This is a genomic window from Pseudomonas sp. Z2-11, from assembly GCF_054161305.1.
Genome location: NZ_CP096395.1, coordinates 4,626,493 through 4,653,458, shown reverse-complemented (window position 1 = coordinate 4,653,458; position 26,966 = coordinate 4,626,493). Strand labels below are relative to the sequence as shown.

Here is a 26,966-nt window from a genome sequence, read left to right as displayed (position 1 = left end):
GCCGGTATGATAGGCGCCCCCGCAGCCCGGATTGCGAATACGCCATGACTTTGCAGTACCCAACCATCGCCGATTGCGTCGGCAACACCCCCCTGGTTCGCTTGCAGCGCCTGCCTGGCGCGACCAGCAATACGCTTTTGCTCAAGCTCGAAGGCAACAACCCGGCGGGTTCGGTCAAGGACCGGCCGGCGCTGTCGATGATCACCCGTGGCGAATTGCGCGGCCAGATCCGCCCGGGCGATACGCTGATCGAGGCGACCTCCGGCAACACCGGCATCGCCCTGGCGATGGCGGCGGCGATCAAGGGCTACAAGATGATCCTGATCATGCCCGACAACTCCAGCGCCGAGCGCAAGGCGGCGATGACGGCCTATGGCGCCGAGCTGATCCTGGTGACCCAGGAAGAGGGCATGGAAGGCGCCCGTGACCTGGCTGAGCGCATGCAGGCCGAGGGCCGGGGCAAAGTGCTCGATCAGTTCGCCAACGGCGACAATCCAGAAGCCCACTACACCACCACCGGCCCGGAGATCTGGCGCCAGACCGACGGCACGATCAGCCATTTCGTCAGCTCGATGGGAACCACCGGCACCATCATGGGTACTTCACGCTACCTGAAAGAACAGAACCCGAACGTGCAGATCATCGGCCTGCAACCGATGGAAGGCTCGGCCATCCCCGGCATTCGCCGCTGGCCCGAGGAATATCTGCCGAAGATCTACCAGGCCGATCGCGTGGATCGCATCATCGACATGGCCCAGAGCGAAGCCGAAGACGTGACCCGTCGCCTGGCCCGTGAAGAAGGTATTTTCTGCGGCGTGTCTTCGGGCGGTGCCGTGGCGGGCATGCTGCGTTTGTCGAAGGAAGTGGAAAATGCAGTGATCGTCGCGATCATCTGCGACCGTGGCGACCGTTACCTGTCGACCGGCATCTTCGACGCGCCCAACTGATGGCCAAACAAGAAAGAGGCTTGCGCTTCCAGCCCAGCGGCGGAAGCCGGGCCCCGCAAGTGCCCACCGGCAAGAAGCAGCGCCTGACCATTGAACGCCTGGCCAACGATGGCCGGGGCATTGCGTTTGTCGACGGGCGGACCTGGTTTGTCATCGGCGCCCTGGCTGGTGAAGAGGTCGAGGCGCGGGTGCTCGGTGCCCACGGCAAAGTGGTCGAGGCCCGCACCGAACGGGTATTTTCCTCCAGCGAACTGCGTCGTGCAGCGCCCTGCGTGCATGCCGGTCGCTGCGGCGGTTGCAGCGTCCAGCATTTGCCCCATGGCGAACAGCTTGCCCTGAAACAGCGCATGCTCGCCGAGCAACTGTCGCGCGTGGCCGGTGTCGAGCCGGATGAGTGGGCCGCGCCGTTGAGCGGGCCGGAGTTCGGCTACCGACGTCGCGCCCGGGTGGCGGTGCGTTGGGATCAGAAAGCAAAAAATCTTGAAGTGGGTTTCCGTGCCGTCGGCAGCCAGGAAATAGTAGCCATCGGTGAATGTCCGGTGCTGGTACAGCCCTTGCAGCCGATCATGAGTCGCCTGCCGGAAATGCTCCGTCGCTTGGGCAAACCCCAGGCGCTCGGCCATGTCGAGTTGTTCGCCGGCTCGTCCCTGGCGTTATTGCTGCGGCATATGGCGCCGTTGTCGGAAGCCGACCTGACGATCCTCAAGGATTTCTGCGCGTTCCATGAAGCCCAGTTGTGGCTGCATGGCGAAGGCGAGCCGCAACCGGTCGATCCGGGCCAAGCCCTGGGTTATCGCCTGGAAAGCTGGGACCTGGAACTGGCTTACCGGCCGGGGGATTTCATTCAGGTGAACGCCGCCGTCAACGAGGCGATGGTCGCCCAGGCGCTGCAATGGCTGGCGCCTCGACCCGATGAGCGAGTGCTGGACCTGTTCTGTGGCCTGGGCAACTTTGCCTTGCCACTGGCCAGGCAGGTGCGCGAGGTCGTGGCGGTGGAGGGCGTGCAGACCATGGTCGAGCGCGCGGCGGCGAACGCCCTCAGCAACAATTTGCATAACACTGCCTTTTTTCAGGCCGATTTATCCCAGCCTTTGGCGGGCGCCGAGTGGATCGGCGAAGGCTTTTCTGCGGTACTCTTGGACCCACCCCGTGATGGTGCTTTCGAGGTGGTGCGCAAGCTGGCCTCGCTGGGTGCCAGGCGGCTGGTTTATGTGTCGTGCAACCCGGCAACTTTGGCCCGGGACACGGTCGAATTGATCAAGCAGGGCTACCGGTTAAAACGTGCCGGGATTCTCGATATGTTTCCTCAGACGGCGCATGTCGAGGCCATGGCGTTATTTGAAGCGAGCCAGGATGGCTTGTCCGACTGACCCGTTCGTGCCGACCCGCCACAGCCCTGGGCGGAAACACGGGCAACGAAGGTCAGCGATGTGGACGCATTGAATCTGCGTCATAGGGAAGGTAAGTAAAGATGGTACAGGTGAGAGCACACCAGCCGATCAACACCGACGGCAGTATCAATCTCGAGGCTTGGCTCGATCACGCGGTCAGTATCGATCCGGCACTGGATCGCGAAGCCTTGAAGCAAGCCTGCGAGTTCGCTCGCGAGGCAGAACAGCAACACAACGCGGCGAAGAACCTGTGGTCCGAAGGCACCTCGAGTTTCCAGACGGGCCTTGAGATCGCCGAAATCCTCGCCGACCTCAAGCTCGACCAGGACTCGCTGGTCGCCGCGGTGCTGTACCGCGGCGTGCGTGAAGGGCAGATCCAGCTGCCGATGGTCAACCAGCGTTTCGGCACCGTGGTCGCCAAGCTGATCGACGGCGTTCTGCGCATGGCGGCCATCAGCGCCAGCCTCAGCCCGCGCCAGTCCATGGTCCTGGGTACCCAGGGCCAGGTGGAAAACCTGCGCAAGATGCTCGTGGCCATGGTCGACGACGTGCGTGTCGCGCTGATCAAGCTGGCCGAGCGCACCTGCGCGATCCGCGCCGTGAAATCAGCCGACGATGAAAAACGCAACCGTGTCGCCCGTGAGGTGTTCGACATCTACGCGCCGCTGGCCCACCGTCTCGGTATCGGTCACATCAAATGGGAGCTGGAGGACTTGTCCTTCCGCTACCTGGAGCCTGACCAGTACAAGCAGATCGCCAAGCTGTTGCATGAACGACGGCTGGATCGCGAGCGCTTCATTACCGATGTCATGACTCAGTTGCGTGAGGAATTGCAGGCCACCGGCGTAGAAGCCGATATCAGCGGCCGGGCCAAGCACATCTATTCGATCTGGCGCAAAATGCAGCGCAAAGGCCTCGAATTCAGCCAGATCTACGACGTTCGCGCCGTGCGCGTGCTGGTTCCGGAAATGCGCGATTGCTACACCGCGCTGGGGATCGTCCACACCTTGTGGCGGCACATTCCCAAGGAATTCGACGACTACATCGCCAACCCGAAGGAAAACGGCTACCGCTCGCTGCACACTGCGGTCATCGGCCCGGAAGGCAAGGTGCTGGAGGTGCAGATCCGCACCCATGCCATGCACGAAGAAGCCGAGCTGGGGGTTTGCGCCCACTGGAAATACAAGGGCACCGACGTCAAGTCCGGGTCCAACCATTACGAAGAGAAAATCTCCTGGCTGCGCCAGGTGCTGGAATGGCACGAGGAACTGGGTGACATCGGCGGCCTGGCGGAACAGCTGCGGGTCGACATCGAGCCGGACCGGGTCTACATCTTCACGCCCGACGGCCACGCCATCGACTTGCCCAAGGGCTCGACGCCGCTGGACTTCGCCTACCGGGTGCACACCGAGATCGGTCACAACTGCCGTGGCGCCAAGATCAACGGGCGGATCGTGCCGCTCAACTACAGCCTGCAGACCGGCGAGCAGGTCGAAATCATCACCAGCAAGCACGGCACGCCGAGCCGCGACTGGCTGAACCCGAACCTGGGCTACATCACCACTTCGCGCGCGCGAGCTAAAATCGTCCATTGGTTCAAGTTGCAGGCCCGTGACCAGAACGTCGCTGCCGGCAAGACCCTGCTCGAGCGCGAGCTGAGTCGCCTGGGCTTGCCGCAGGTGGATTTCGACAAACTGGCTGAAAAAGCCAACATGAAGACCGCCGAGGATATGTTCGCCGCCCTTGGCGCCGGCGACCTGCGCCTGGCGCAACTGGTCAACCTCGCCCAGCAACTGGTTGAGCCGGAACGCGGCAACGAGCAACTGGAACTGATCCCGCGCAAGGCCACCGGCTACAAGCCCGGCAAGCGCGGCGACATCCAGATCCAGGGCGTGGGCAACCTGATGACCCAGATGGCGGGCTGCTGCCAGCCGCTGCCGGGGGATGCGATCGTCGGCTACATCACCCAGGGCCGTGGCGTGAGCATTCACCGCCAGGATTGCGCCTCGGTGCTGCAACTGGCCGGTCGCGAACCGGAGCGGATCATCCAGGTCAGTTGGGGCCCGGTGCCGGTGCTCACCTACCCGGTGGACATCATCATCCGCGCCTACGACCGTTCCGGCCTGCTGCGTGACGTGTCCCAGGTGCTGCTCAACGAGCGGATCAACGTGCTGGCGGTCAACACCCGCTCGAACAAGGAGGACAACACCGCGCTGATGTCCCTGACCATCGAGATTCCGGGGCTGGATGCACTGGGGCGGTTGCTGGGGCGGATTTCCCAGTTGCCGAACATCATCGAGACCCGGCGTAATCGGACACCGGGCTGAAGGTCAGGCACAGTCCAGAAATGTGGGAGCGAGCCTGCTCGCGAAGGCGGTGTGTCAGCTGGTATGTTTTGACTGATGTACCGCTTTCGCGAGCAGGCTCGCTCCCACAGGGATTTTTTGTGGTGGGATGATTGATGTACAGCCTTGAAGACCTGCTCCACCTGATGAACCGCTTGCGCGACCCGCAATACGGCTGCCCGTGGGACATCAGGCAAACCTACGCAACCATCGTCCCTCACACCCTGGAGGAAGCCTACGAAGTGGCCGACGCCATCGAGCGCGGCGACTTCGATCACCTTCAAGGTGAATTGGGCGATTTACTGTTCCAGGTGGTGTATTACAGCCAGCTGGCCCGGGAAGAAAACCGTTTCGAATTCGCCGGCGTGGTCGATAGCATCACCCGCAAGCTGATTCGCCGCCATCCCCATGTGTTTCCCACCGGTGACCTTTACGCAGCCGTGGATACCCCGCGCCTGAGCGAAGAGCAGGTCAAGCAGCGTTGGGAGGAAATCAAGGCAGAGGAGCGCGCCGAGAAGGCCTCGGTGCCCGAGCAGTTGTCACTGCTTGATGATGTACCGGCGGCATTGCCGGCCTTGTCGCGGTCGGCGAAGTTGCAGAAGCGTGCCGGCCAGGTCGGTTTCGATTGGCCGGGACCGCTGCCGGTGCTCGATAAGGTCCGTGAAGAGCTCGACGAAGTGCTCGAAGCCATGGCGGACAATGACACCGCGGCCATCAGCGATGAGGTGGGCGACCTGCTGTTCAGCGTGGTGAACCTGGCTCGGCACTTGAAGGTGGACCCCGAAACGGCCCTGCGCGGCGCCAACGCAAAGTTTGAAAGACGTTTCCGATTTATCGAACAGGCATTGCGCGAGACCCACCGTCCCATGGAAGATTGCACCCTCGAAGAGTTGGACGCCTTGTGGGGCGAAGCCAAACGTCAGGAAAAGAATTTGCCCAGCTGTGGCTGAGGCCGTTGCCTAAGTGAGTAAGCACCATGAGCCTTTCCCTTCGCGACCAGTTGCTCAAAGCAGGGCTGGTCAACCAAAAGCAGGCCAAGCAGGTCGGCAAAGAGAAACAGAAGCAGCAACGCCTGGCCCACAAAGGCCAGGTCGAACTGGACGACTCCCAGCAGCGTGCGGCCCAGGAAGCCATGGCCGAGAAGGTCAAGCGCGACCAGGAACTGAACCGCCAGCAGCAGGAAAAGGCCGAGCAGAAGGCCCGTGCCGCGCAGATCAAGCAATTGATCGAGGTGTCGCGCCTGCCGAAGCTGACCACCGATGACTACTACAACTTCGTCGACGACAAGAAGGTCAAGCGCATCTCGGTCAATGCGCTGATGCGTAACAAGCTGAGCAGCGGTTCCCTGGCGATCGTCCATCATGCCGGGAGCTATGAAGTGATCCCGCGCGAAGCGGCGCTGAAGATCCAGGAACGCGACCCCAAGCGCATCGTCCAGCTCAACACCCAGACCGAAGAAGTGGATGCCGATGATCCGTACGCGGCGTATCAGATTCCTGATGATTTGATGTGGTAAGCGGGGCAGCAAGCTAAACGCAAAACCTAGTGTGGGAGCGGGCTTGCTCGCGAAAGCGGTGGATCAGTCGACATAATCGTTACCTGACACTCCGCCTTCGCGAGCAAGCCCGCTCCCACAGGTGTTTTGTGTGGTTCAGGATTCTACGGTCTCACGCAAACGCTGCCGCTCCTCACGTTCCAGCTCGGCCTTGTAGTTATGAGCGTCCGTCTCGGAATGGAACATGCCCACCAGCAGATCCTGTTGATGCACATCCCAGATCTGGATACCGGCGGCAATACCTTCGTGGGACATGTGGGCGTCGTCGCGTTCAGTTACTTTCACAGTCATCTTGCAAGCTCCAATCTCTGTTATCTGCAGCAAGGCGTGTGCAGGGTTTTGTTATAGATTTGGATAGCGAGCTAAGTAAATGGCCGGGGCGATTAAGAAGTTTTCATGAAGCGTGTAGCCCTCGTGCAGGCCAGGCAGGGCGCGGCGTTTGGTCGCAGGTGGCGTTCATGAAGAAAATTTCATGTTGTAGCGGCAAGCCTTGAGTGAAAGCAAAACCCCTGTGGGAGCGAGCTTGCTCGCGATAGCGGTCGCACATTCAATATCGATGCAAGCTGACCCACCGCTATCGCGAGCAAGCTCGCTCCCACAGGTATAGGTGGTGGGCTTGAAACTCGGGCAACAAAAAGCCCCGCATCTGCGGGGCTTTTTAACATTCGGCACTGATCAGCTGCCTTTCACAGCCTTGCCGTTGACCGTACCGTCCTGCAGCATGATGTTGTACTCCTTGCCGTCGGTCTCGACTTGCTGCAGGCGTACCAGCAGGTAATCCCAGTCCTTGGCGAACCAGAGCACGGTGATGCGCTTGCTTTGTGTCGGGTCGCGCACGCGCTCGACCTTGATGGCGTCGATCTGGCCGGCCTTGGTGTCGACTTTTTCCGAACCAAGCACGCGGAAGTCATAGGTATCGATTTCACCGTCATCGACGACCTGATAACTCATGCTTTTCTTACCGGCCGCCACGTCGTGCTGCAGGGCCAGTTGGTACGTGGATTTGTCGACCATGCCGCGGTTCAATGGCAGCTTGACCGCGTCACCGCGATCGGTGCCGGTGACCATCTTGGCGTTCCAGTCGAAATCCAGGTCTGCTTTCTTGGCTTTACCCAGGCCGCCGCGCTCGAAGTGATAGGACTGCGGCAGCAGGGTGTCCTTGTCCAGGGTCAGGGTGCTTTCTTCGGTCAGGCTGGCGATCATCATCGATGCCTTGAAGCTCAGCTTCCAGGTGCCGTTGGCCTCCTTGGTCAGGCTGCGCTCGGCGGTGCCGCTCATGGGCAGCTGTTTCCAGTCGGCGGTATAGCTGGCGGAGAACGGTTGAAGGTCTGCGGCCTGTGCCAGGGGCAGGGCAAGCAGAGCGCAAGCGAAGAGCAGGGCGCGACGCATAAAATCTCCTAGTATCGAATCAAATGGCCGCTGGCGGCGAGCAACTGGCCGTCCAGTGAGGCTCCGCGATCGTCGAGTGTCAGCCGGCCTTCGGCAAACCAACGCACGGCCATCGGGTAGATCTGGTGTTCGCGGGCGTGGACCCGTTGCGCCAGGCTTTGCGGCGTGTCGTGCAACTCTACCGGTATTACTGCCTGTACGACCAGTGGTCCGCCATCGAGTTCCTCGGTGACAAAGTGAACCGAGCAGCCATGCTCCGTGTCACCGGCCTCCAGCGCACGCTGGTGAGTGTGTAACCCTTTGTATTTGGGCAGCAGCGACGGATGGATATTGAACAGGCGGCCCTGGTAGTGACGCACAAAACCGGCGCTGAGGATGCGCATGAAACCGGCCAGGACCACCAGTTGCGGATTGAAGGCGTCGATCTGTTCGATCAGCGCGGCATCGAAGGCCTCGCGGCCGTCGAACGCCTGGTGATCGAGGACGCGGGTATCGATACCCGCCTCCTTGGCACGTTGCAGGCCGTAGGCATCGGCGCGGTTGGAAATCACCGCGCGGACCCGGACCGGGCTGTCGCCGGTCCGCGTACTATCGATCAGGGCCTGCAGGTTACTGCCGGTGCCGGACAACAGCACCACGACGTCACAGGTTGCGGGCATCAGTGTGCCTTGAGGTTTTTCAGCTCGACCTGTGCGGCGCCTTCGGCCGCGGTGGCGATCTGGCCGATGACCCAAGGCTGCTCGCCCGCGTCGCGCAGGACGTTCAGCGCGGTTTCGACGTGCTCCTGGGCCACGCAGATGACCATGCCCACGCCGCAGTTCAGCACGCGGTGCATTTCGGTTTCATCGACGTTGCCTTTTTCCTGCAGCCAGTCGAACACCGCCGGGCGGGTCCAGCTCGCCACGTCGACCACGGCCTGGGCGCCTTTTGGCAGCACGCGCGGGATATTGTCCAGCAGACCGCCGCCAGTGATGTGGGCCATGGCCTTGACGGCGCCAGTGTCCTTGATCAGCTTGAGCAGGGGCTTGACGTAGATGCGCGTCGGGGCCATCAGCAGGTCGGCGAGTGGCTGGCCGTCGAGCTGGGTGTTCTCGATATCGGCGCCCGAGACTTCGATGATCTTGCGGATCAGCGAGTAGCCGTTGGAGTGCGGGCCGGAAGATGGCAGGGCGAGCAGGGCGTCGCCGGCGGCGACTTTCGAGCCGTCGATGATCTCGGCCTTTTCCACGACGCCGACGCAGAAACCGGCCAGGTCGTAGTCTTCGCCTTCGTACATGCCTGGCATTTCAGCGGTTTCGCCGCCGACCAGGGAGCAGCCGGACAATTCACAGCCGGCGCCGATGCCGGTCACGACCTGGGCGGCGGTGTCGACGTTGAGTTTGCCGGTGGCGTAGTAGTCGAGGAAGAACAGTGGTTCGGCGCCGCAGACCACCAGGTCATTCACACACATGGCCACCAGGTCGATGCCGATGCTGTCGTGCTTGTTCAGGTTCAAGGCCAGGCGCAACTTGGTGCCGACGCCGTCGGTACCCGAGACCAGGACCGGTTGCTTGTAGCCGGCCGGGATCTCGCAGAGGGCGCCGAAACCGCCCAGGCCGCCCATGACTTCCGGGCGCGCGGTGCGCTTGGCGACGCTCTTGATGCGTTCGACCAATGCTTCACCGGCGTCGATGTCTACACCGGCGTCCTTGTAGCTCAGGGAGGGTTGCTTGCTCATGATCCAGGCCTTTAAAGGGGGGATTTCTGGGTAACGACCGATCGCCGGGGCCATTGAATAACCGTTGTACGAATTATTCCGGGTGCCCAGCCATTGCCGGTCTGCGAAGGCGCGCGATTTTATCAGGCTTGTGGACCAGCGGCCATCCTCGCGCCGACGGGCAGGGACATATCCGCCAAAAAAAACCGTTATTTCTTGTATTGGTACTGGGCGACGCGTCTGTATAAGGTGTAGCGGTAAGCGGCTATGGTTATGACAGTAGAAAACTGCGCCGGGTGGTGAATGTTTTCCCCGGTGCCGTGGTCACAGCCATGCTCAATCTTCTCCACACGGCCGGTGCCAGCCGTTATGTCCGGGAATCTTCCATGCGTCTTCTCAAATTCTTGTCCATGGGCTGCCTGTCGCTGATCAGCCTGGCGAGCCATGCCGAAACCCTCAATAACCTTTATCAGGTGCGCGAGCCGGTCAGCAGCCAGGCGCCGGATGAGCGTAACCAGGCAACGTTGCGAGCGTTGGACACCCTGGTGCTGCGCCTGACCGGCGACGCCAAGGCCGCGCAGAATCCAGGCCTGGCGGCGATCCGCAAGGACCCGCAGCAGATCATTCTGCAGTACGGCTACGAGGCCGGTCCTCCGGAAAGCCTGCAGGTGGACTTCGATCCCGCCAGCACCGACCGGGCATTGCGTTCGGCGGGGCTGCCGCTCTGGGGCGCGAATCGTCCATCGATTCTAGGCTGGTGGCTGAATGACTCGGCAGAAGGCTCCAGCCTGGTCGGCGATGGCCAGGCCAGCGCCACGCCTCTGCGCCGCGCGGCCCAACACCGGGGCTTGCCGTTGCACTTGCCGTTGGCGGACTTGAGCGAGCAGATTGTCGCCACCGCGCCGACGTTGCAAGGCAACGACCCTGCGCCGTTGCGTGAGGCGTCGGACCGGTATGGCTCGGATGCCTTGCTGGCGGTCCATGCCAAGGAGGAGGGAGGTCAGTGGCAGGCCACCTGGCGCCTGTGGCTGGGCGACCAGCGCGAGCAGGGCAGCGCCCAGGGCGCCGATCCCGCTGCGCTGGCCGATGCCGTGATGTTGGCGGTGAGCCAGCGCCTGGCGCCGCGTTTCGTGGCCAAGCCGGGCGTGGCGACCGAGCAGTTACTGGAAGTCCAAGGCATGAATCTGGAACGTTATGCAGCGCTGGGGCGTCTGCTCGAACCGTTCGCTGGCCAGGTGCAGCGGGTCGAGGGCGACATGATCGTCTACAAGGTCAACGGCAGCGCCGAGCAATTGAAGGCACAACTGGCCCTGGCCAAACTGCAGGAATTGCCGCCGGGTGAAGCCGTCGCGCAAGCGCCTGCGGCGCAGCCGGCCGCCGACGGAACGGTTCCGGTCGCGACACCGACACCGTCGCCGGCGGCTAACTTGCGATTCCGCTGGTAGTTTTCTTTCTTTTATAGGGGCAGGAGTGGTTCATGGGCGATACGCGGCGTTGGTTCTGGTTGGGTGGGGTCGCCCTGCTGATTGCATTTATCTACTTGCTTCACCCGATCCTCACGCCGTTCCTGGTTGCGCTGTTACTGGCCTATCTGTTCGATCCGGTGGTGGATCGCCTGGAAAAGCTCGGGCTGTCCCGGACCTGGGGCGTGGTGGCGGTGTTCGCGTTGTTTACCTTGATCGTCAGCGCTCTGCTGCTGGTGCTGATACCCATGCTGGCCAAGCAACTGGTGCGCCTGTACGAGCTGGCACCGCAGATGCTCGATTGGCTGCAGCACACCGCAGTGCCTTGGGTGCAATCGAAGCTGGGCCTGTCGGACGGCTTCTGGAAGTTCGACAAGGTCAAGGCCGCCATCAGTGAGCACATGGGGCAGACCACCGATATCGTCGGCGTGGTATTGAGCCAGGCCACGGCTTCGAGCCTGGCGCTGATCGGCTGGCTGGCGAACCTGGTGCTGATTCCCGTGGTGGCCTTTTATCTGCTGCGCGATTGGGACCTGATGATGGCGAAGATCCGCAGCCTGCTGCCGCGTCATCGCGAAGAGCGCATCATGACGCTGACTGGCGAATGCCACGAAGTGCTAGGGGCGTTTGTCAGGGGGCAGTTGCTGGTCATGGTCGCGTTGGGTTTCATCTACGCGGCGGGGCTGATGCTGGTAGGGTTGGAGCTGGGCCTGTTGATCGGCCTGATCGCCGGGTTGGCGGCCATCGTGCCCTACATGGGGTTTGTTATAGGGATTGGCGCGGCGTTGATCGCCGGGCTGTTCCAGTTTGGCGGCGACCTGTATCCCATGGTCGGCATCGTCGCGGTGTTCATGGTCGGGCAGGCGCTGGAGGGCATGGTGCTGACGCCGTTGCTGGTGGGAGACCGTATCGGCTTGCACCCGGTGGCGGTGATCTTCGCGATCCTGGCGGGTGGCGAGTTGTTCGGCTTCACCGGGATCCTGCTGGCGCTGCCGGTGGCGGCGGTGATCATGGTCCTGGTGCGTCATATGCACGATCTGTACAAGGATTCCGACATATATAGCGGCGCAGAGGACCCCGACCTCTAGGGCAAATGGCAGGCGCGGCGTCAGGGAAACTGACGCTCCGTGCCCTTGCTGCTGCAAACCTTTGATTTTGCTCGTGGTCCGGCGCATTGTGCGGTCCGCGCCACGGGTATAAACTTTGCAAACTTTACACAGAGGCCACTAATGGTTCCCTTGGAACCGTTCAGTCAGCATGAAACCGATTCAGCTGCCCCTTGGTGTGCGTCTGCGTGACGACGCCACCTTCATCAATTACTACCCAGGCGCCAATGCCGCTGCACTCGGCTATGTCGAGCGGCTTTGCGAAGCCGACGCCGGCTGGACCGAGAGCCTGATCTATCTGTGGGGCAAGGACGGGGTAGGGCGCACGCATCTGTTACAGGCGGCGTGCTTGCGCTTCGAGCAGTTGGGTGAGCCTGCCGTGTACCTGCCACTGGCTGAGCTGCTGGATCGCGGCGTGGAAATCCTCGACAACCTGGAGCAGTACGAACTGGTCTGCCTGGATGATCTCCAGGCAGTGGCCGGCAAGGCCGATTGGGAAGAGGCGTTGTTCCATCTGTTCAACCGGTTGCGCGACAGTGGCCGGCGCCTGTTGATTGCCGCATCGACCTCGCCACGGGAGTTGCCAGTGAAGCTGGCCGACTTGAAATCCCGCCTGACCCTGGCGCTGATCTTCCAGATGCGCCCGCTTTCCGACGAAGACAAGCTTCGCGCGTTGCAATTGCGTGCATCTCGACGCGGCCTGCACCTGACCGACGAGGTCGGGCATTTCATCCTCACCCGTGGCACCCGCAGCATGAGCGCGTTGTTCGAATTGCTCGAACGTCTCGATCAGGCCTCACTCCAGGCCCAGCGCAAGCTGACCATTCCTTTTTTGAAAGAAACTTTAGGCTGGTAAAACGGTCGCGAGATGATGGCTTAAAGCCTCTTCTTGACCCGACGAAGCCCGCGGTTTTACTGGGCTGGAGGCCTGCAAGCCGCTCAATACGGGCTTAAGCGCTTAGATGTAAACGAGAAATCAAGAAGTCACATTTGCATCGATTGAATTTGCAAATGAGGTTGATAGAAGGCATAGTCTCGCCATCTTTACTACCTCAGCCACGGTCGTGCCCATGCTAAATCGCTTCGCACCCCTCGTGCCTCTCGCACTCGTTACCCTGTTGTTCGGTTGCGCTGCCCACTCCCCAGTGACCCAGCAAGCGCCCCAACCACAGGTCAATAACACCGTTACCGCCCAGTCTTCCGCCGTTGCGTTCCAGGAAGAAATGGCCTCCGACAAAGAGCTGGCAGACTTCGCCGGCAGCAAGCCTTATCAGCTTCCAGTGCTGGCAGACAGCATCCTGGAGCGCGGCATGTCGTTGATCGGCACACGTTATCGTTTTGGCGGGACCTCCGAAGCCGGCTTCGACTGCAGCGGCTTCATCGGCTACCTGTTTCGCGAAGAAGCGGGCATGACCCTGCCGCGTTCCACGCGTGAGATGATCAACGTGAAGGCCCCGCTGGTCGCTCGCAACCAGCTCGAACCCGGTGACCTGCTGTTCTTCAGCACCAACGGTCGTCGCGGTCGCGTCAGCCACGCCGGTATCTACCTGGGCGACAACCAGTTCATCCACTCCAGCAGCCGCCGCAGCGGTGGGGTGCGAATCGACAGCCTGGGCGACAGCTACTGGAGCAAGACCTTCATCGAAGCCAAGCGTGCCCTCGCCATGGCACCGACTGTAGTGACGGCTCGCAAGTAAACGCACAGTTTGTAGGGCAAACTTAAAGTCTTACTTGAAGTTTGGCCCATAGCCGCTAGAATCCATGATCATTGATTGATGGCAATCCGCCTGCGTACTACGCGGGCGGACTTGTTTCCATCTCCACGGCAGAAATAGCCGCATCCAGATCAGGATTGTTGTGCCTATGTCGACGTCGGCCCGCCTCGCTCTCATGTTTCTTGCTGCACTGCTCAGCGCGTGCGCCAGTCGCACCCCGCCGCCCGCGCCAGTGCGGGCTCCGGTGGTGTTCGCACCTTCCCAGACTTTTTCTCCCGCCGCCGAAGACGTGCTGTTCCGGGCGTTGGGCCTGGTTGGCACGCCTTATCGCTGGGGCGGCAACACGCCGGATTCAGGTTTTGATTGCAGTGGCTTGATCGGCTATGTGTACCGTGACGCCGCCGGCATCTCGCTGCCACGCTCCACGCGCGAAATGATCAGCATGCGCGCGCCGGAAGTCGGCAAGGATGCGTTGCAGAGCGGCGATCTGGTGTTCTTCGCCACCAATGGCGGCTCCCAGGTCAGCCATGCCGGAATCTATGTCGGGGAGGGGCGTTTCGTCCATGCGCCGGCCACGGGCGGGACGGTCAAGCTCGACAGTCTGTCCAAGGCCTATTGGCAGAAAGCCTACCTGGGCGCCAAGCGCGTACTACAGCCGGAGCACCTGGCGCGTAATCCCTGATTTCTGCCGGGTAGGCTCTTGTGGCGAGGGAGCTTGCTCCCGCTGGGCTGCGCAGCAGCCCCAAGCTTTTAGCGGTCGCTACGCAACCGAGCGGGAGCAAGCTCCCTCGCCACGGGTTTTCAGCTTTAGTTTTTTGACACCCGCCAGATCTTGTTCCCCACATCATCCGCCACCAACAACCCGCCTTGCTTGTCGACCACCACGCCCACCGGCCGGCCCTGGGCTTTTTCGTCTGCATTGAGGAAACCGGTCAACACATCCACCGGTTGGCCGACCGGTTTGCCGCCGCTGAACGGAACAAAAATCACTTTGTAGCCACTGTGGGGCTTGCGGTTCCAGGAACCGTGTTGCCCGATGAAAGCCCCTTCGGTGAACGGCGCGGGCAATTTGCTGCCCTCGGCGAAGCTCAGCCCCAGGGAGGCGGTGTGCGGGCCCACCGCATAGTCGGGGGCGATGGCCTTGGCCACCAGCTCGGGGTTTTGCGGCTCGACCCGGACGTCGATGTTCTGCCCGTAATAACTGTAAGGCCAGCCATAGAAGCCGCCATCCCTGACCGACGTGATGTAGTCCGGCACCAGGTCGCTGCCGATCTCGTCCCGTTCGTTGACCGCCGTCCACAACGCACCGCTGCGTGGCTCCCACGCCAGGCCATTGGGATTGCGCAGGCCCGCGGCGAAGATGCGATGGGTGCCTGTGGCCCGGTCGACTTCCCAGATCGCCGCCCGGCCTTCTTCCGCTTCCATGCCGTTCTCGCCAACGTTGCTGTTCGAACCGGTGGTCACATACAGCTTGCTGCCGTCCCGGCTGGCGATGACGTTTTTGGTCCAGTGGTGGTTCAAAGTGCCACCCGGCAAGTCGACCACCTTGGTTGGCTGTGCCTTGATCTGTGTGTCGCCTTCCTTGTATGGGAAGCGGATCAACCGGTCGGTGTCGGCCACATACAGGTCATTGCCGACGAGGGTCATGCCGAACGGCGAATTGAGGTTCTCCAGGAAAATCGTCCGGGTCTCGGCGACGCCATCGTGATTGGCGTCTCGCAGCAGGGTGATGCGGTTGGGGCTGGGCACGCCGGCACCGGCCCGGCCCATGACTTTTTTCATGACCCAGCCACGAATGCCCTGGGTATCGTCGGGCTTGGGCGGGGCGTTGGTTTCGGCCACCAGCACATCGCCATTGGGCAGTACGTAAAGCCAACGCGGATGATCCAGCCCTTCGGCAAACGCGACTACTTGCAGGCCTTGGGCCGGGGTTGGCTTGGCGCCGTCCGGCCAGCCGACCGCTTCGGCGATATTCACCGTGGGAATCAAAGTCTTGTTCGGCTCGGGCAGTTTCGGCGACGGGCCGGTGCCGTCGGAAACCTGCAATGTGGAAGACTCGCCACACGCGACAAGCCCCGTAGCCAGGGCAATGATTAACAGATGAGGTGGCTTGAGCATGCGGGCTTCCCTATGAGTGCATGTGGTTACTCATAGAGGAGCGTAGACGTGGGATGGTTCAACGGTGGGTAACAACAGTCAGGCAAACAGATTCCTTTGTGGGAGCGAGCCTGCTCGCGAAAGCGCTACATCCGGCAACATCGATGTCGACTGTTGCACCGTCTTCGCGAGCAGGCTCGCTCCCACATGTTTTCCCACAGATCCATGAATCAGCCGTGCGCCTGTTTCAGCAGCAGCGCAATGCCCGGATGATACTGGCCCGCCTCGTTGCGCAATTTGCGATAGGCGTAGGGGAAGTACCAGGCCACGGCGCAGGTGTTCTCCTTCTGCAGGTCGTCGATCATGTCCTGCAACTCTTCTGGCGTGGCGCTTTGCTGGGCTTTTTGCGGGGCAACGAACAGGCAGCCCAGTTTCAGGTCGCTGGCGTAGCTGATGCGCTTGGCGTCGCTGGCGGCTTCGAGCAAGGGTTGGGTCAGGTTCAGGTTGTTGACCTTCGGCCAGCGCTGGGTGGCCTGGATAAAGGCGCGCTCATCGGCGCTGGCAATGAACAGGTCGGCGCTGACGTTGCGTTCGCCTTCTTCGTTCTGCTTGCGCGTCGCTGCGTTCTGCAGCGTGACCATCTCAGCCATCCAGGCAGCGGCAGACAGCAACCCGAGGTTGGCTTTTTGATCATGCCAGTAGGGGGTGTCGTTATCGCCGCGCACGGCGTTGTAGCGATCGATACAGTCGAACCAGCGTTCCAGCACCGGGCGTAGAAACTCCAGCTTCGGATTGCTGATGATCATGCCTTGCATGCGTTTGCCCTCTTGTTCTTGTGATATCGGGTCGTAGTGTCTATTTGATATCACTTGCCGCAGCTTCACACAAGATCGCTGTCAGTTTATTGATCAGGGCCAGCCAACGAGCGGATACAGGTGGCGGCTTTAATTGACGCTCAATCCCCAACCCTCTAACCTTCGCGGCTTGTTTCAGGTGCTCTGTGGCGCGGTCGCGGCCGACAGAGTGAAACAGGGAAGCCGGTGAGCGAACGCGAACCCGGCGCTGCCCCCGCAACGGTAAATGAGTCAACGCTGTGCCTAGGCCACTGTGTCGCAAGACATGGGAAGGCGCGCAGCCAGGCATCACGCCGCTCATGAGCCCGGAGACCGGCCTGATTCATCCAACGGCATCACGGTGGGCGATGCCAGGCTCGCTGCCGTCCTTTTTTCTGCCCGCCCGCCGTTATCCAGTCCCAACGGAGAGCTCCCCTCATGACCGATACGCCCGATCGCGACGAACGCCACCTGGCGCGCATGCTGCGCAAGAAAGCCGTGATTGACGAGCGCATCGCCAATTCACCGAACGAGTGTGGCCTGCTGCTGGTGCTGACCGGCAACGGCAAGGGCAAGAGCAGTTCGGCGTTCGGCATGCTCGCCCGTGCCATGGGCCACGGCATGCAGTGCGGCGTGGTGCAGTTCATCAAAGGGCGCAACAGCACCGGCGAGGAGCTGTTTTTCCGACGCTTCCCGGAGCAGGTGCGCTTTCACGTCATGGGCGAAGGCTTCACTTGGGAAACCCAGGATCGTCAGCGCGACATCGCCGCCGCCGAAGCGGCCTGGGCGGTATCGCGGCAACTGCTCGGCGATCCATCGATTGGCCTGGTGGTGCTTGATGAGCTGAACATCGCTCTCAAGCACGGTTATCTCGATCTCGATCAGGTGTTGAGCGATCTGCAGGCCCGTCCGCCGATGCAACACGTGGTGGTTACCGGCCGGGGTGCCAAGCCGGAAATGATCGAGCTGGCCGATACCGTGACCGAAATGGGCATGATCAAACATGCCTTCCAGGCCGGCATCAAGGCGCAGAAAGGCGTCGAACTGTGAATGATGCTTCGATGACCAGCCGCCACTGTCCGGCGGTGTTGATTGCCGCGCCGGCTTCCGGCCAGGGCAAGACCACCGTCACTGCGGCACTGGCACGGTTGCATCGCAACCAGGGGCGCAAGGTGCGTGTGTTCAAATGCGGACCTGATTTCCTTGATCCGATGATCCTTGAGCGCGCCAGTGGCGCACCGGTCTATCAACTGGACATGTGGATGGTCGGCGAGCAGGAAAGTCGCCGACTGTTGTGGGAAGCCGCCGCCGAAGCGGACCTGATCCTGATCGAAGGCGTGATGGGGCTGTTCGACGGCACCCCGTCCAGCGCTGACCTGGCGCGCCACTTCGGCGTGCCGGTGCTGGCCGTGATCGACGGCACCGCCATGGCCCAGACGTTCGGCGCCCTGGCCCTGGGCCTGGCCCGTTATCAGCCGGACTTGCCGTTCGCTGGCGTACTGGCCAACCGGGTCGGCACCCTGCGCCACGCGCAATTGCTCGAAGGCAGCCTGACCGAAGGCCTGCGCTGGTACGGCGCGCTCTCGCGGGAAACCGGCATCGAGTTGCCGAGCCGCCATCTCGGACTGGTCCAGGCCAGCGAACTGAATGACCTGGACGTTCGCCTCGACGCAGCGGCCGAAGCACTGGCCAGCAGTTGTGAAGTGGCGTTGCCGCCCCAGGTCGAGTTCGCCGCGCCCGAACTGACGACCGTTGAGCCGTGGCTCGACGGTGTGCGCATCGCCGTCGCCCGTGACGAAGCGTTTGCCTTCACCTATGGCGCCAGCCTCGACCTGCTGCGGGCCATGGGCGCGCAACTGGCCTTCTTTTCCCCTATTCATGACATCGAACTGCCCGAGGCGGACAGCCTGTATCTGCCTGGCGGTTACCCGGAGCTGCACCACGTTGCACTGGCGCGGAACGTGCCGATGCTGACGGCGATCCGTGCCCACCACGCAGCCGGCAAACCGCTGCTCGCCGAATGCGGTGGCATGCTCTACCTGCTCGATTCATTGACCGACGTCGAGGGCAATCGCGCCGAGCTGCTCGGCCTGTTGAGCGGTGAAGCGCAGATGCAAAAGCGCCTTGCGGCCTTGGCGTTGCAATCAGTCGAGCTGCCGGAAGGCACCCTGCGCGGGCATACCTATCATCACTCCTTGACCAGCACTGAACTTGAGCCGATCGCCCGTGGGCACAGCCCGAACGGTGGGCGAGGGGCTGAGGCGGTTTTCCGCCTGGGGCGGATGACGGCTTCCTATGTGCATTTTTACTTTCCGTCCAATCCCGGGGCGATTGCCGCGTTGCTTGCGCCCGATCCTGGGGGCGTCTTCGCGAGTAGGCTCGCTCCCACATTTGATCACCTGAACCCTGTGGGAGCGAGCCTGCTCGCGAAGCCGTCATGACTGACAACGCTTTCTCTTCAGCCGAACGCGAAGCCGTCTATCGCGCCATCGCCGAACGCCGCGACATGCGCCACTTCAGCGGTGGCGCCGTCGAGCCGGCGTTGCTGCGCCGTCTGCTGGAAGCCGCGCACCAGGCGCCCAGCGTCGGGCTGATGCAACCGTGGCGCTTCATCCGTATCAGCGACCGAGCCTTGCGTGGGCAGATCCAGCGACTGGTGGAAGAGGAACGCATCCGCACCGCCGAAGCCTTGGGCGAGCGCAGCGATGAATTCATGCAGCTCAAGGTCGAAGGCATCAGCGATTGTGCCGAGGTGCTCGTGGCGGCGTTGATGGACGACCGCGAGCGGCACATATTCGGTCGCCGGACCTTGCCGGAAATGGACCTGGCCTCGCTGTCCTGCGCCATCCAGAACCTGTGGCTGGCGGCCCGCGTCGAAGGGCTGGGGATGGGCTGGGTGTCGCTGTTCGAGCCTCAGGCCCTGGCTGACCTGCTGGGCCTGCCCGCCGGGGCCAAGCCGTTGGCGGTCCTGTGCCTGGGGCCGGTCAAAGGCTTCTACCCAGCGCCGATGCTGGCCCTGGAAGGCTGGGCGCAACCGCGTCCGCTCACTGAATTGCTGTATGAAAACCACTGGGGAGTGCGCCCATGAGCGTAGCGTTGCTCAGTGCCGCCGCGGTGGCGCTGGATGCGCTGCTGGGTGAGCCCCGGCGTTGGCATCCGCTGGTGGCGTTCGGCGGCTTTGCCGATCGCATCGAACAACGTTTCAACTCCGGCGGGCGTGGCTGGCGCAGCCATGGAGTGACGGCGTGGGTGATCGCCGTGGTGCCGCTGACCTTGCTCGCCACGGCCCTGTCCTGGGCACCGATGATTGGCTGGCTGGTGGAGATTCTGGCGCTGTATTGCGCCCTCGGCCTGCGCAGTCTCGGCGAGCATGTCGAGCCGGTGGCCCGGGCGCTGCGCAGCGGTGAGCTGGACGAGGCGCGCCGGCGCGTCGGTTACCTGGTCAGTCGCGAAACCGCCGAGCTGGACGAAACCGCCGTCGCCCGCGCCGCCACCGAGTCGGTCCTGGAAAACGGCAGCGACGCGGTGTTCGCCGCGCTGTTCTGGTTCGCCGTGGCCGGCGCGCCTGGCGTGGTGTTGTACCGGTTGAGCAATACCCTCGACGCCATGTGGGGCTATCGCAACGAGCGCTTCGAGCGTTTCGGCTGGGCGGCGGCGAAAATCGACGACCTGCTCAACTACATTCCCGCGCGCCTGGTGGCGTTGACCTACGCCGTGCTCGGCAAGACCCGCCTGGCACTCAAATGCTGGCGCAGCCAGGGGCCGACCTGGGACAGCCCGAATGCCGGGCCGGTGATGGCCGCCGGTGCCGGCGCGCTGGGTGTGGAGCTGGGGGGCGCGGCGGTGTATCACGGCGAACTGCATCAACGCCCGCCATTGGGCGAGGGCGTGCCGGCGAGTGCCGATTCGATTGACCGAGGCTGGCAATTGGTGCAACGCGGCGTATGGTTATGGCTGCTGATTCTCTGCCTCGGAGCCGAGTTTTATGCTTGAGCATGGTGGACGACTGCGCAACGCCGCCCGGCAATACGGGATTGCCGAGGCTGACTGGCTCGACCTGTCCAGTGGCCTCGCGCCCTGGCCGTTCGAGATCCCGGCGATTCCAATGCGCGCCTGGGCGCGCCTGCCCGAGACCGACGATGGTCTGGAACAGGCCGCTTGCGACTATTACGAAGCGACGCATGTGCTGCCGGTGGCCGGTTCGCAAATGGCCATCCAACTGCTGCCGCGCCTGCGCCGAGCGGGCAAGGTCGGGGTCCTGTCGCCCTGTTACGCCGAACACGCCGAAGCCTGGCGCCGCAGCGGCTACATCGTGCGCGAAGTGCTGGAAGCGGAAGTGGATTTCTTCCTCGACAGCCTCGACGTACTAGTGGTGGTCAACCCGAACAATCCCACCGGCCTGAGCCTGGACCCCGAACGCCTGCTGGATTGGCATGCGCGGCTGGCCCAGCGGGGTGGCTGGCTGGTGGTGGACGAAGCGTTCATGGATATCACGCCGCACCTGAGCCTTGCCGCCTACGCCCATCAGGTCGGATTGATCGTGCTGCGCTCGTTCGGCAAGTTTTTCGGCCTGGCCGGGGTTCGCCTCGGGTTCGTCCTGGCCGAGCGACGCTTGCTTAAGCTGCTCGCCGAACAGGTCGGGCCGTGGGCCGTCAGCGGGCCGACGCGGATATTGGGCCAGGCGTGCCTGTTGGATACCGAGGCCCACGCCCGCCAGCGCCAGCGTTGCGAAGAAACCAGCGAGCGCCTGGCGCTGCTGCTCGAGCATTACGGTTTCAAGCCTGATGGCGGTTGCGGGTTGTTCCAGTGGCTGGTTACCGAGCACGCCCGGGCCCTTTATGAATTCATGGCCCATCGCGGCATTCTCCTGCGGCTGTTCATCAACACCAACAGTCTGCGCTTCGGGCTGCCGGCCAATGACGCAGAATTCCTGCGTCTCGAACAGGCTTTCGAGGCCTACGCCAAGGACATTCAATGACCACCTTGATGGTGCAGGGCACCACCTCCGATGCCGGCAAAAGCACGCTGGTCACGGCGCTGTGCCGCTGGGTCAGGCGCCAGGGCGTGAGCGTGGTGCCATTCAAGCCGCAGAACATGGCGCTCAATAGCGCGGTGACCGCCGATGGCGGCGAAATCGGCCGGGCCCAGGCGGTCCAGGCCCAGGCCTGTGGCCTCGAACCGCATACCGACATGAACCCGGTGCTGCTCAAGCCCAACAGCGACACCGGTGCCCAGGTCATCATCCATGGCCGCGCCGTGACCAGCATGAACGCCGTGGCGTATCACGATTACAAGGCCATCGCGATGCAAGCGGTGCTGGCTTCCCATGAGCGTTTGCGCGCGGCGTATCCGGTGGTCATGGTCGAGGGCGCGGGGTCGCCGGCGGAGATCAACCTGCGTGCCGGCGACATCGCCAACATGGGCTTTGCCGAGGCCGTCGATTGCCCGGTGCTGCTGATCGCCGACATCAATCGCGGCGGCGTATTCGCCCACCTGGTCGGCACCCTTGAGTTGCTTTCGCCCAGCGAACAGGCCCGGGTAAAAGGTTTCATCATCAACCGTTTTCGTGGCGACCTGGCGTTGCTGCAACCCGGCCTGGATTGGCTCGAAGCGCGCACCGGCAAACCGGTGATTGGCGTATTGCCCTATGTGCTGGACCTGCACCTGGAAGCCGAGGACGGTCTCGATCAGCGTCAGGCCGACAAGGCCGAACAGGTACTCAAGGTTGTGGTGCCGGTGCTGCCGCGCATCAGCAACCATACCGATTTCGATCCGCTGCGCCTGCACCCGCAGGTCGACCTGCAATTCATCGGCCCCGGCCAGACCATCCCGCCGGCCGACCTGATCATCCTGCCCGGTTCGAAAAGCGTGCGCAGCGACCTGGCCTACCTGCGCGCCAACGGCTGGGAGACGGCAATCAATCGGCACCTGCGCTACGGCGGCAAGTTGCTGGGCATCTGCGGTGGTTTGCAGATGCTTGGCCGCCAGGTTCACGATCCGCTCGGGCTGGAAGGCGCGGCCGGTTCGAGTGCCGGGCTGGGCCTGCTGGACTTCGAGACGACGCTGGAGCATGAGAAGCAGTTGCGCAACGTACGCGGGCGGTTGGCCCTGGAGGATGCCGAGGTCAGCGGCTACGAGATTCATGCGGGTGTGACCACTGGCCCGGCCCTGGAAAACCCTGCGGTGACGTTGGACGGCGGCCGTTGCGACGGCGCCCGAAGCCTCGACGGACAGATTTTCGGCACCTATCTGCATGGGCTGTTTGAAACGCCAGCGGCGAGCAGCGCGTTGCTGCGCTGGGCGGGCATGCAGGACGTGCAGGCGGTGGATTATCACGGGTTGCGCGAGCGGGATATCGAGCGGTTGGCGGATCTGGTGGAGCGGCATCTGGATACCGGGGTGTTGCGTGAACTCTGTGGGATTTGAGGTGGTTGAGAAGGCCCCTTCGCGAGCAGGCTCGCTCCCACATGGGCCTTGCGGTGTACATAATCCCTGTGGGAGCGAGCCTGCTCGCGAAGGGGCCAGCACCGACACCGCCTATTTGAAAGAGAACGACCCATGCTGCAACTGATCCTCGGCGGCGCCCGCTCCGGCAAGAGTCGCCTGGCTGAAAAACTCGCGGCAGGCACCGGCTTGCCGGTGACCTACATCGCCACCAGCCAACCCCTGGACGGCGAGATGAACCAGCGTGTCGCCCAGCATCGCGCCCGGCGCCCGGCCGATTGGGCGTTGGTGGAGGAACCGCTGGCGCTGGCACAGGTATTGCGCGAAACCGCCGCGAGGGAGCGCTGCCTGCTGGTAGATTGCCTGACCCTCTGGCTGACCAACCTGTTGATGCTCGACGATGCCGACCGACTGGCTGCCGAGCGCGAAGCCCTGCTGGACTGCATCGGCGCGCTGCCCGGTGAAATCATTTTTGTCAGCAACGAGACCGGCCTGGGTGTCGTGCCGCTGGGCGAGCTGACTCGCCGTTACGTCGATGAAGCCGGTTGGCTGCATCAAGCCTTGGCCGAACGTTGCCAGCGCGTCGTGCTGACCGTTGCCGGCCTGCCCCTGACTCTCAAAGGTACTGCGTTATGAATCACCGCTGGTGGCTGGACCCGTGCAAGCCTGTTGATAGCCAAGTGCTGGAGCAAGCGATGGCGCGGCAACAACAACTGACCAAACCGGCCGGCTCCCTCGGGCGCCTGGAGTCGGTGGCGGTGCAGCTGGCGGGCCTGCAAGGGCAGGTCAAGCCGAGCCTTGAACAATTGTGGATCGCGATTTTTGCCGGCGATCACGGTGTGGTGGCCGAAGGCGTCTCGGCCTATCCCCAGGAAGTGACCGGGCAGATGCTGCTCAACTTTGTCAGCGGCGGCGCGGCCATCAGCGTGCTCGCTCGGCGGTTGGACGCTTGCCTGGAAGTCGTCGACCTGGGCACCGTGACGCCTTCGCTGGACTTGCCCGGCGTGCGGCATTTGCGGGTCGGCCCGGGCACCGCCAATTTCCTCCTAGGCCCGGCCATGACCCTGGCCCAGGGCGAACAGGCCCTGCAAGCCGGACGCGACAGTGCCATGCGCGCCGCTGCCAGCGGCACGCAACTGTTCATCGGTGGCGAGATGGGCATCGGCAATACCACGGCGGCCAGCGCGCTGGCCTGTGCCTTGCTCGATTGCCCGGTGGCGCATCTGGTCGGGCCGGGCACCGGGCTGGATGCGGCGGGTATCAGCCGCAAGGTCCAGGTCATCGAACGAGCCCTGGCCGTGCACGGTGGGTCGAACGGCGACCCGCTGCAAACGCTGTGCAACCTTGGCGGGTTTGAAATCGCCGCGTTGGTCGGCGCCTATCTGGCCTGTGCGCAGCAGGGCATCGCCGTGCTGGTGGATGGCTTCATCTGCAGCGTCGCCGCCCTGGTGGCGGTGCGGCTCAATCCGGCGTGCCGGCCCTGGTTGTTGTTCGCCCACCGTGGCGCCGAACCGGGACACCGCCACGTGCTGGAAACCCTCGCTGCCGAACCGCTACTGGACCTGGGCTTGCGCCTGGGCGAGGGCAGCGGGGCGGCGCTGGCGGTGCCGTTGTTGCGCCTGGCCTGTGACCTCCACGGGCAGATGGCGACCTTCGCCGAAGCGGCCGTGGCGGATCGCCCGGCATGACCTTGCGCCTGGACCTGTTGCGCCATGGCGAGACCGAACTGGGCGGCGGGCTGCGCGGCAGTCTCGACGACGCCCTGACGCCACGAGGCTGGGAACAGATGCACGCGGCAGTCGCAGCGGGCGGGCCGTGGGATCGGCTGGTGAGTTCGCCCTTGCAGCGCTGCGCGCGTTTCGCCGAACAGCTGGGCGCGCGACTGGGCTTGCCGGTGGAGCTGGACAAGAACCTGCAGGAATTGCATTTCGGCGCCTGGGAAGGCCGCAGCGCGGCGGCATTGATGGAGACTGACGCCGAGGCGCTGGGGCGGTTCTGGGCCGATCCCTACGGCTTCACGCCGCCGGAAGGCGAGCCGGTACTCGAATTCTCGGCGCGAGTGCTGGCGGCGCTCGAACGCTTGCATCAAGCCTACGCCGGGCAGCGCATCCTGCTGGTCAGCCATGGCGGCGTGATGCGGCTGCTGCTGGCTCGCGCCCGCGGTCTGCCGCGCGAGCAATTGCTCAATGTCGAAGTCGCCCACGGCGCGCTGTTTTCTCTCTCGGTGGCGTCCGGTCCAGTCCTCGAAGAGGCGGTCTGAAGATGTTGCCTTTCTGGATCGCCCTGCAATTTCTCAGCAGCCTGCCGGTGCGCTTGCCGGGCATGCCCGAACCTGCGCAACTAGGTCGTTCGCTGCTGTTCTATCCGCTGGTAGGGGTGGTGTTCGGCGGCTTGCTCTGCGGGCTCGATGCCTGGTTGTCAGGCGCACCGTTGCTGCTGCATGCGGCGCTGCTGCTGATGGCCTGGGTGTTGCTCAGTGGCGGCCTGCACCTCGATGGCCTGGCGGACAGCGCGGACGCCTGGCTCGGTGGTTTCGGTGATCGCGAACGCACGCTGCTGATCATGAAGGATCCGCGCAGCGGACCGATCGCGGTGATCACCCTGGTGCTGGTGCTGTTGCTCAAGTTCAGCGCGTTGCTGGCGCTGATCGAACAGCAGCAGACCTTGGCGCTGCTCATCGTGCCGGTACTCGGGCGTGGCGCGTTGCTGGCGCTGTTCCTCACCACGCCCTATGTACGTGCCGGTGGCTTGGGCCAGGCGCTCGCCGACCACCTGCCACGCCGCGCCGGTTGGCAGGTGCTGTGCGCCGTTGCGCTGGCCTCCGGGCTGGTGGCGGGCTGGGCCGGCCTGGTGGCGTTGCTGATCGCGGCGCTGGGCTTTATCGGCTTGCGCCGGATAATGCTGCGCCGCTTGGGCGGGTGCACCGGAGACACGGCGGGGGCCTTGCTGGAACTGCTGGAGATGGCGGTTCTGGTGGGTTGGGCATTGAGCTGATTACAGGACGGCGCCGAGATCAATCGACAAACAGGTCGGGTGTCAGCGGGCCGCCTTGCGGGTCGTAGCGATACTGTCCGAACTCGGTCTGGCCCTGTTCCGCCAGCAGCTCTTCATCAATCAGCAGGCGGCCGGTGATGTGGCGACCGCTGCTGGAGAGAATGGCGTGGGCGGCATCGGCCATGATCGCGGGGGTTCGGGCGCGCTTGAAGGCCTGGCGTCCGCCGAGTTCGAACTCGATGGCGGCGGTGGCGATGATGGTCTTCGGCCACAACGAGTTGACGCTGATGCCGTATTTCTCGAACTCATCGCTCATGCCGAGGGTGAGCATGCTCATGCCGTACTTGGTGACGGTGTAGGGTGCGTGCTGGGCGAACCAGCGGGACGACAGGCTCAGCGGTGGCGAGAGGTTGAGGATGTGGCCGCCGCCGCTGCGCTTGAGGTAGGGCAGGGCCGCCTGGCTGCAGACCATCACTGCACGCGTGTTGATCTGATACATCAGGTCGAAGCGTTTGGGCACAAGGTGCTCGACGCCCATGAGCCGAATCGCTCCCGCGTTGTTGACCAGGGCATCGATACCGCCGAAGTGTTCGGCGGCCCTGTCCATGGCCGCGCCTACCTCCGTCTCGTCGCGCACGTCCAGTTGCAGGGGCAAGGCCCTGCCGCCGGCGGCTTCGACTTCTTCGGCCACACTGAAAATGGTTCCGGGGAGTTTTGGATGGGCCTCGGCACTCTTGGAGGCGATGACAATATTGGCGCCATCAAGGGCGGCGCGCAGGGCGATCTCGCGGCCGATGCCGCGGCTGGCGCCAGTGATGAACAAGGTTTTACCGGAGAGGGACATTGCGGTGCTCCTGTGCTTGTCTGGGGACGCGGTTGAGTGTTACGGAAAGCGGGTCGCTGTCGTTCAAGAACCGCACGCAGTTAAGACAAGTTGTTTCCCAATGCATATAGGATCCTTCCCGGATTCCTGTAGGACCTTTCCGCGGCC

At 63.2% G+C, this 26,966-nt stretch carries 27 protein-coding genes and 1 riboswitch; of the genes, 20 read left to right on the top strand and 7 right to left on the bottom strand.

Annotated elements, in window-relative coordinates; translation table 11 throughout:
• Positions 1-44: 44 nt before the first annotated feature.
• The 5 genes from cysM (at position 45) to M1E16_RS20515 (ending at position 6,199) form a co-directional block, all read left to right on the top strand.
• Positions 45-947 (top strand): cysteine synthase CysM, encoded by a 903-nt coding sequence (cysM, locus tag M1E16_RS20535; RefSeq protein ID WP_305499413.1) that lies wholly within the window; start codon positions 45-47, stop codon positions 945-947.
• Entirely contained in the window at positions 947-2,317 is a 1,371-nt protein-coding gene (gene rlmD, locus M1E16_RS20530) for a 23S rRNA (uracil(1939)-C(5))-methyltransferase RlmD (RefSeq protein ID WP_458128248.1), read from the top strand. The genes cysM and rlmD overlap by 1 nt, the downstream gene beginning before the upstream one ends.
• Before the next feature lie 101 nt (positions 2,318-2,418).
• Positions 2,419-4,665: a GTP diphosphokinase gene (gene relA / locus M1E16_RS20525; protein WP_434601575.1), complete on the top strand. Its 2,247-nt coding sequence runs from the start codon at positions 2,419-2,421 to the stop codon at positions 4,663-4,665.
• A gap of 134 nt (positions 4,666-4,799) precedes the next feature.
• Positions 4,800-5,633, top strand: a complete 834-nt coding sequence (gene mazG, locus M1E16_RS20520) for a nucleoside triphosphate pyrophosphohydrolase (protein WP_434601574.1) — start codon at positions 4,800-4,802, stop codon at positions 5,631-5,633.
• 26 nt (positions 5,634-5,659) lie between these two features.
• A complete protein-coding gene (locus M1E16_RS20515) occupies positions 5,660-6,199 on the top strand; it encodes a DUF2058 domain-containing protein (protein WP_305499418.1) in 540 nt (179 codons plus the stop codon).
• 135 nt (positions 6,200-6,334) lie between these two features.
• On the opposite strand, the gene M1E16_RS20510 is transcribed toward M1E16_RS20515, so the two are convergent.
• The 4 genes from M1E16_RS20510 to purM form a co-directional block, all read right to left on the bottom strand.
• A complete protein-coding gene (locus M1E16_RS20510; RefSeq protein WP_458128247.1) occupies positions 6,335-6,529 on the bottom strand; it encodes a hypothetical protein in 195 nt (64 codons plus the stop codon).
• 384 nt (positions 6,530-6,913) lie between these two features.
• Positions 6,914-7,627, bottom strand: coding sequence for a DUF3108 domain-containing protein (locus M1E16_RS20505; RefSeq protein ID WP_305499421.1), 714 nt, complete (start codon positions 7,625-7,627; stop codon positions 6,914-6,916).
• A gap of 8 nt (positions 7,628-7,635) precedes the next feature.
• Positions 7,636-8,286, bottom strand: a complete 651-nt coding sequence (purN, locus tag M1E16_RS20500; RefSeq protein WP_458128246.1) for a phosphoribosylglycinamide formyltransferase — start codon at positions 8,284-8,286, stop codon at positions 7,636-7,638.
• A complete protein-coding gene (purM, locus tag M1E16_RS20495; protein WP_434572426.1) occupies positions 8,286-9,344 on the bottom strand; it encodes a phosphoribosylformylglycinamidine cyclo-ligase in 1,059 nt (352 codons plus the stop codon). Before purM ends, purN begins: the two co-directional genes overlap by 1 nt.
• A 365-nt stretch (positions 9,345-9,709) precedes the next feature.
• Here purM and M1E16_RS20490 point away from each other — a divergent pair, with 365 nt between their 5' ends.
• From M1E16_RS20490 to M1E16_RS20470, 5 genes are all read left to right on the top strand, one after another.
• Positions 9,710-10,768, top strand: a complete 1,059-nt coding sequence (locus M1E16_RS20490; protein ID WP_458128245.1) for a DUF2066 domain-containing protein — start codon at positions 9,710-9,712, stop codon at positions 10,766-10,768.
• Positions 10,769-10,800: 32 nt separating this feature from the next.
• Positions 10,801-11,874 carry an AI-2E family transporter gene (locus tag M1E16_RS20485; protein ID WP_305499429.1) on the top strand — a complete coding sequence of 358 codons (1,074 nt, stop codon included), beginning with the start codon at positions 10,801-10,803 and terminating at the stop codon, positions 11,872-11,874.
• A 169-nt stretch (positions 11,875-12,043) separates the two neighbouring features.
• Positions 12,044-12,748, top strand: coding sequence for a DnaA regulatory inactivator Hda (gene hda / locus M1E16_RS20480; protein WP_003178999.1), 705 nt, complete (start codon positions 12,044-12,046; stop codon positions 12,746-12,748).
• A 214-nt stretch (positions 12,749-12,962) separates the two neighbouring features.
• Positions 12,963-13,589 (top strand): C40 family peptidase, encoded by a 627-nt coding sequence (locus M1E16_RS20475; RefSeq protein ID WP_434572429.1) that lies wholly within the window; start codon positions 12,963-12,965, stop codon positions 13,587-13,589.
• 166 nt (positions 13,590-13,755) lie between these two features.
• Complete coding sequence (locus tag M1E16_RS20470; RefSeq protein ID WP_434629060.1) at positions 13,756-14,289, top strand: C40 family peptidase; 534 nt, start codon at positions 13,756-13,758, stop codon at positions 14,287-14,289.
• A 125-nt stretch (positions 14,290-14,414) separates the two neighbouring features.
• Here M1E16_RS20470 and M1E16_RS20465 read toward each other — a convergent pair whose 3' ends face one another.
• Positions 14,415-15,725: a PQQ-dependent sugar dehydrogenase gene (locus M1E16_RS20465; RefSeq protein WP_458128244.1), complete on the bottom strand. Its 1,311-nt coding sequence runs from the start codon at positions 15,723-15,725 to the stop codon at positions 14,415-14,417.
• A 209-nt stretch (positions 15,726-15,934) separates the two neighbouring features.
• A complete protein-coding gene (locus M1E16_RS20460) occupies positions 15,935-16,519 on the bottom strand; it encodes a hypothetical protein (RefSeq protein WP_434629064.1) in 585 nt (194 codons plus the stop codon).
• 159 nt (positions 16,520-16,678) lie between these two features.
• A riboswitch (cobalamin riboswitch) is annotated at positions 16,679-16,893 on the top strand.
• Positions 16,894-16,975: 82 nt separating this feature from the next.
• Between M1E16_RS20460 and cobO the strand changes: the two genes are divergently transcribed.
• From cobO to M1E16_RS20410, 10 genes are all read left to right on the top strand, one after another.
• The gene (gene cobO / locus M1E16_RS20455) at positions 16,976-17,587 is read left to right on the top strand and encodes a cob(I)yrinic acid a,c-diamide adenosyltransferase (protein ID WP_305499435.1); all 612 of its coding nucleotides are present in this window, start codon (positions 16,976-16,978) and stop codon (positions 17,585-17,587) included.
• A gap of 11 nt (positions 17,588-17,598) precedes the next feature.
• A complete protein-coding gene (locus tag M1E16_RS20450; protein ID WP_458128243.1) occupies positions 17,599-18,978 on the top strand; it encodes a cobyrinate a,c-diamide synthase in 1,380 nt (459 codons plus the stop codon).
• The gene (bluB, locus tag M1E16_RS20445; RefSeq protein ID WP_458128242.1) at positions 18,975-19,625 is read left to right on the top strand and encodes a 5,6-dimethylbenzimidazole synthase; all 651 of its coding nucleotides are present in this window, start codon (positions 18,975-18,977) and stop codon (positions 19,623-19,625) included. Before M1E16_RS20450 ends, bluB begins: the two co-directional genes overlap by 4 nt.
• Positions 19,622-20,530, top strand: a complete 909-nt coding sequence (cbiB, locus tag M1E16_RS20440; RefSeq protein WP_458128241.1) for an adenosylcobinamide-phosphate synthase CbiB — start codon at positions 19,622-19,624, stop codon at positions 20,528-20,530. The genes bluB and cbiB overlap by 4 nt, the downstream gene beginning before the upstream one ends.
• Positions 20,523-21,515, top strand: coding sequence for a threonine-phosphate decarboxylase CobD (gene cobD, locus M1E16_RS20435; RefSeq protein WP_458128240.1), 993 nt, complete (start codon positions 20,523-20,525; stop codon positions 21,513-21,515). The genes cbiB and cobD overlap by 8 nt, the downstream gene beginning before the upstream one ends.
• The gene (locus M1E16_RS20430; RefSeq protein ID WP_458128239.1) at positions 21,512-22,963 is read left to right on the top strand and encodes a cobyric acid synthase; all 1,452 of its coding nucleotides are present in this window, start codon (positions 21,512-21,514) and stop codon (positions 22,961-22,963) included. The genes cobD and M1E16_RS20430 overlap by 4 nt, the downstream gene beginning before the upstream one ends.
• Before the next feature lie 132 nt (positions 22,964-23,095).
• Positions 23,096-23,617: a bifunctional adenosylcobinamide kinase/adenosylcobinamide-phosphate guanylyltransferase gene (gene cobU / locus M1E16_RS20425; RefSeq protein WP_458128238.1), complete on the top strand. Its 522-nt coding sequence runs from the start codon at positions 23,096-23,098 to the stop codon at positions 23,615-23,617.
• Positions 23,614-24,669, top strand: a complete 1,056-nt coding sequence (gene cobT, locus M1E16_RS20420; RefSeq protein WP_458128237.1) for a nicotinate-nucleotide--dimethylbenzimidazole phosphoribosyltransferase — start codon at positions 23,614-23,616, stop codon at positions 24,667-24,669. Before cobU ends, cobT begins: the two co-directional genes overlap by 4 nt.
• Positions 24,666-25,241 (top strand): alpha-ribazole phosphatase family protein, encoded by a 576-nt coding sequence (gene cobC, locus M1E16_RS20415; protein ID WP_458128236.1) that lies wholly within the window; start codon positions 24,666-24,668, stop codon positions 25,239-25,241. Before cobT ends, cobC begins: the two co-directional genes overlap by 4 nt.
• A 2-nt stretch (positions 25,242-25,243) precedes the next feature.
• Positions 25,244-25,975, top strand: a complete 732-nt coding sequence (locus M1E16_RS20410; RefSeq protein WP_458128235.1) for an adenosylcobinamide-GDP ribazoletransferase — start codon at positions 25,244-25,246, stop codon at positions 25,973-25,975.
• Positions 25,976-25,994: 19 nt separating this feature from the next.
• On the opposite strand, the gene M1E16_RS20405 is transcribed toward M1E16_RS20410, so the two are convergent.
• Positions 25,995-26,819: an SDR family oxidoreductase gene (locus M1E16_RS20405; protein WP_458128234.1), complete on the bottom strand. Its 825-nt coding sequence runs from the start codon at positions 26,817-26,819 to the stop codon at positions 25,995-25,997.
• Positions 26,820-26,966 lie beyond the last annotated feature (147 nt).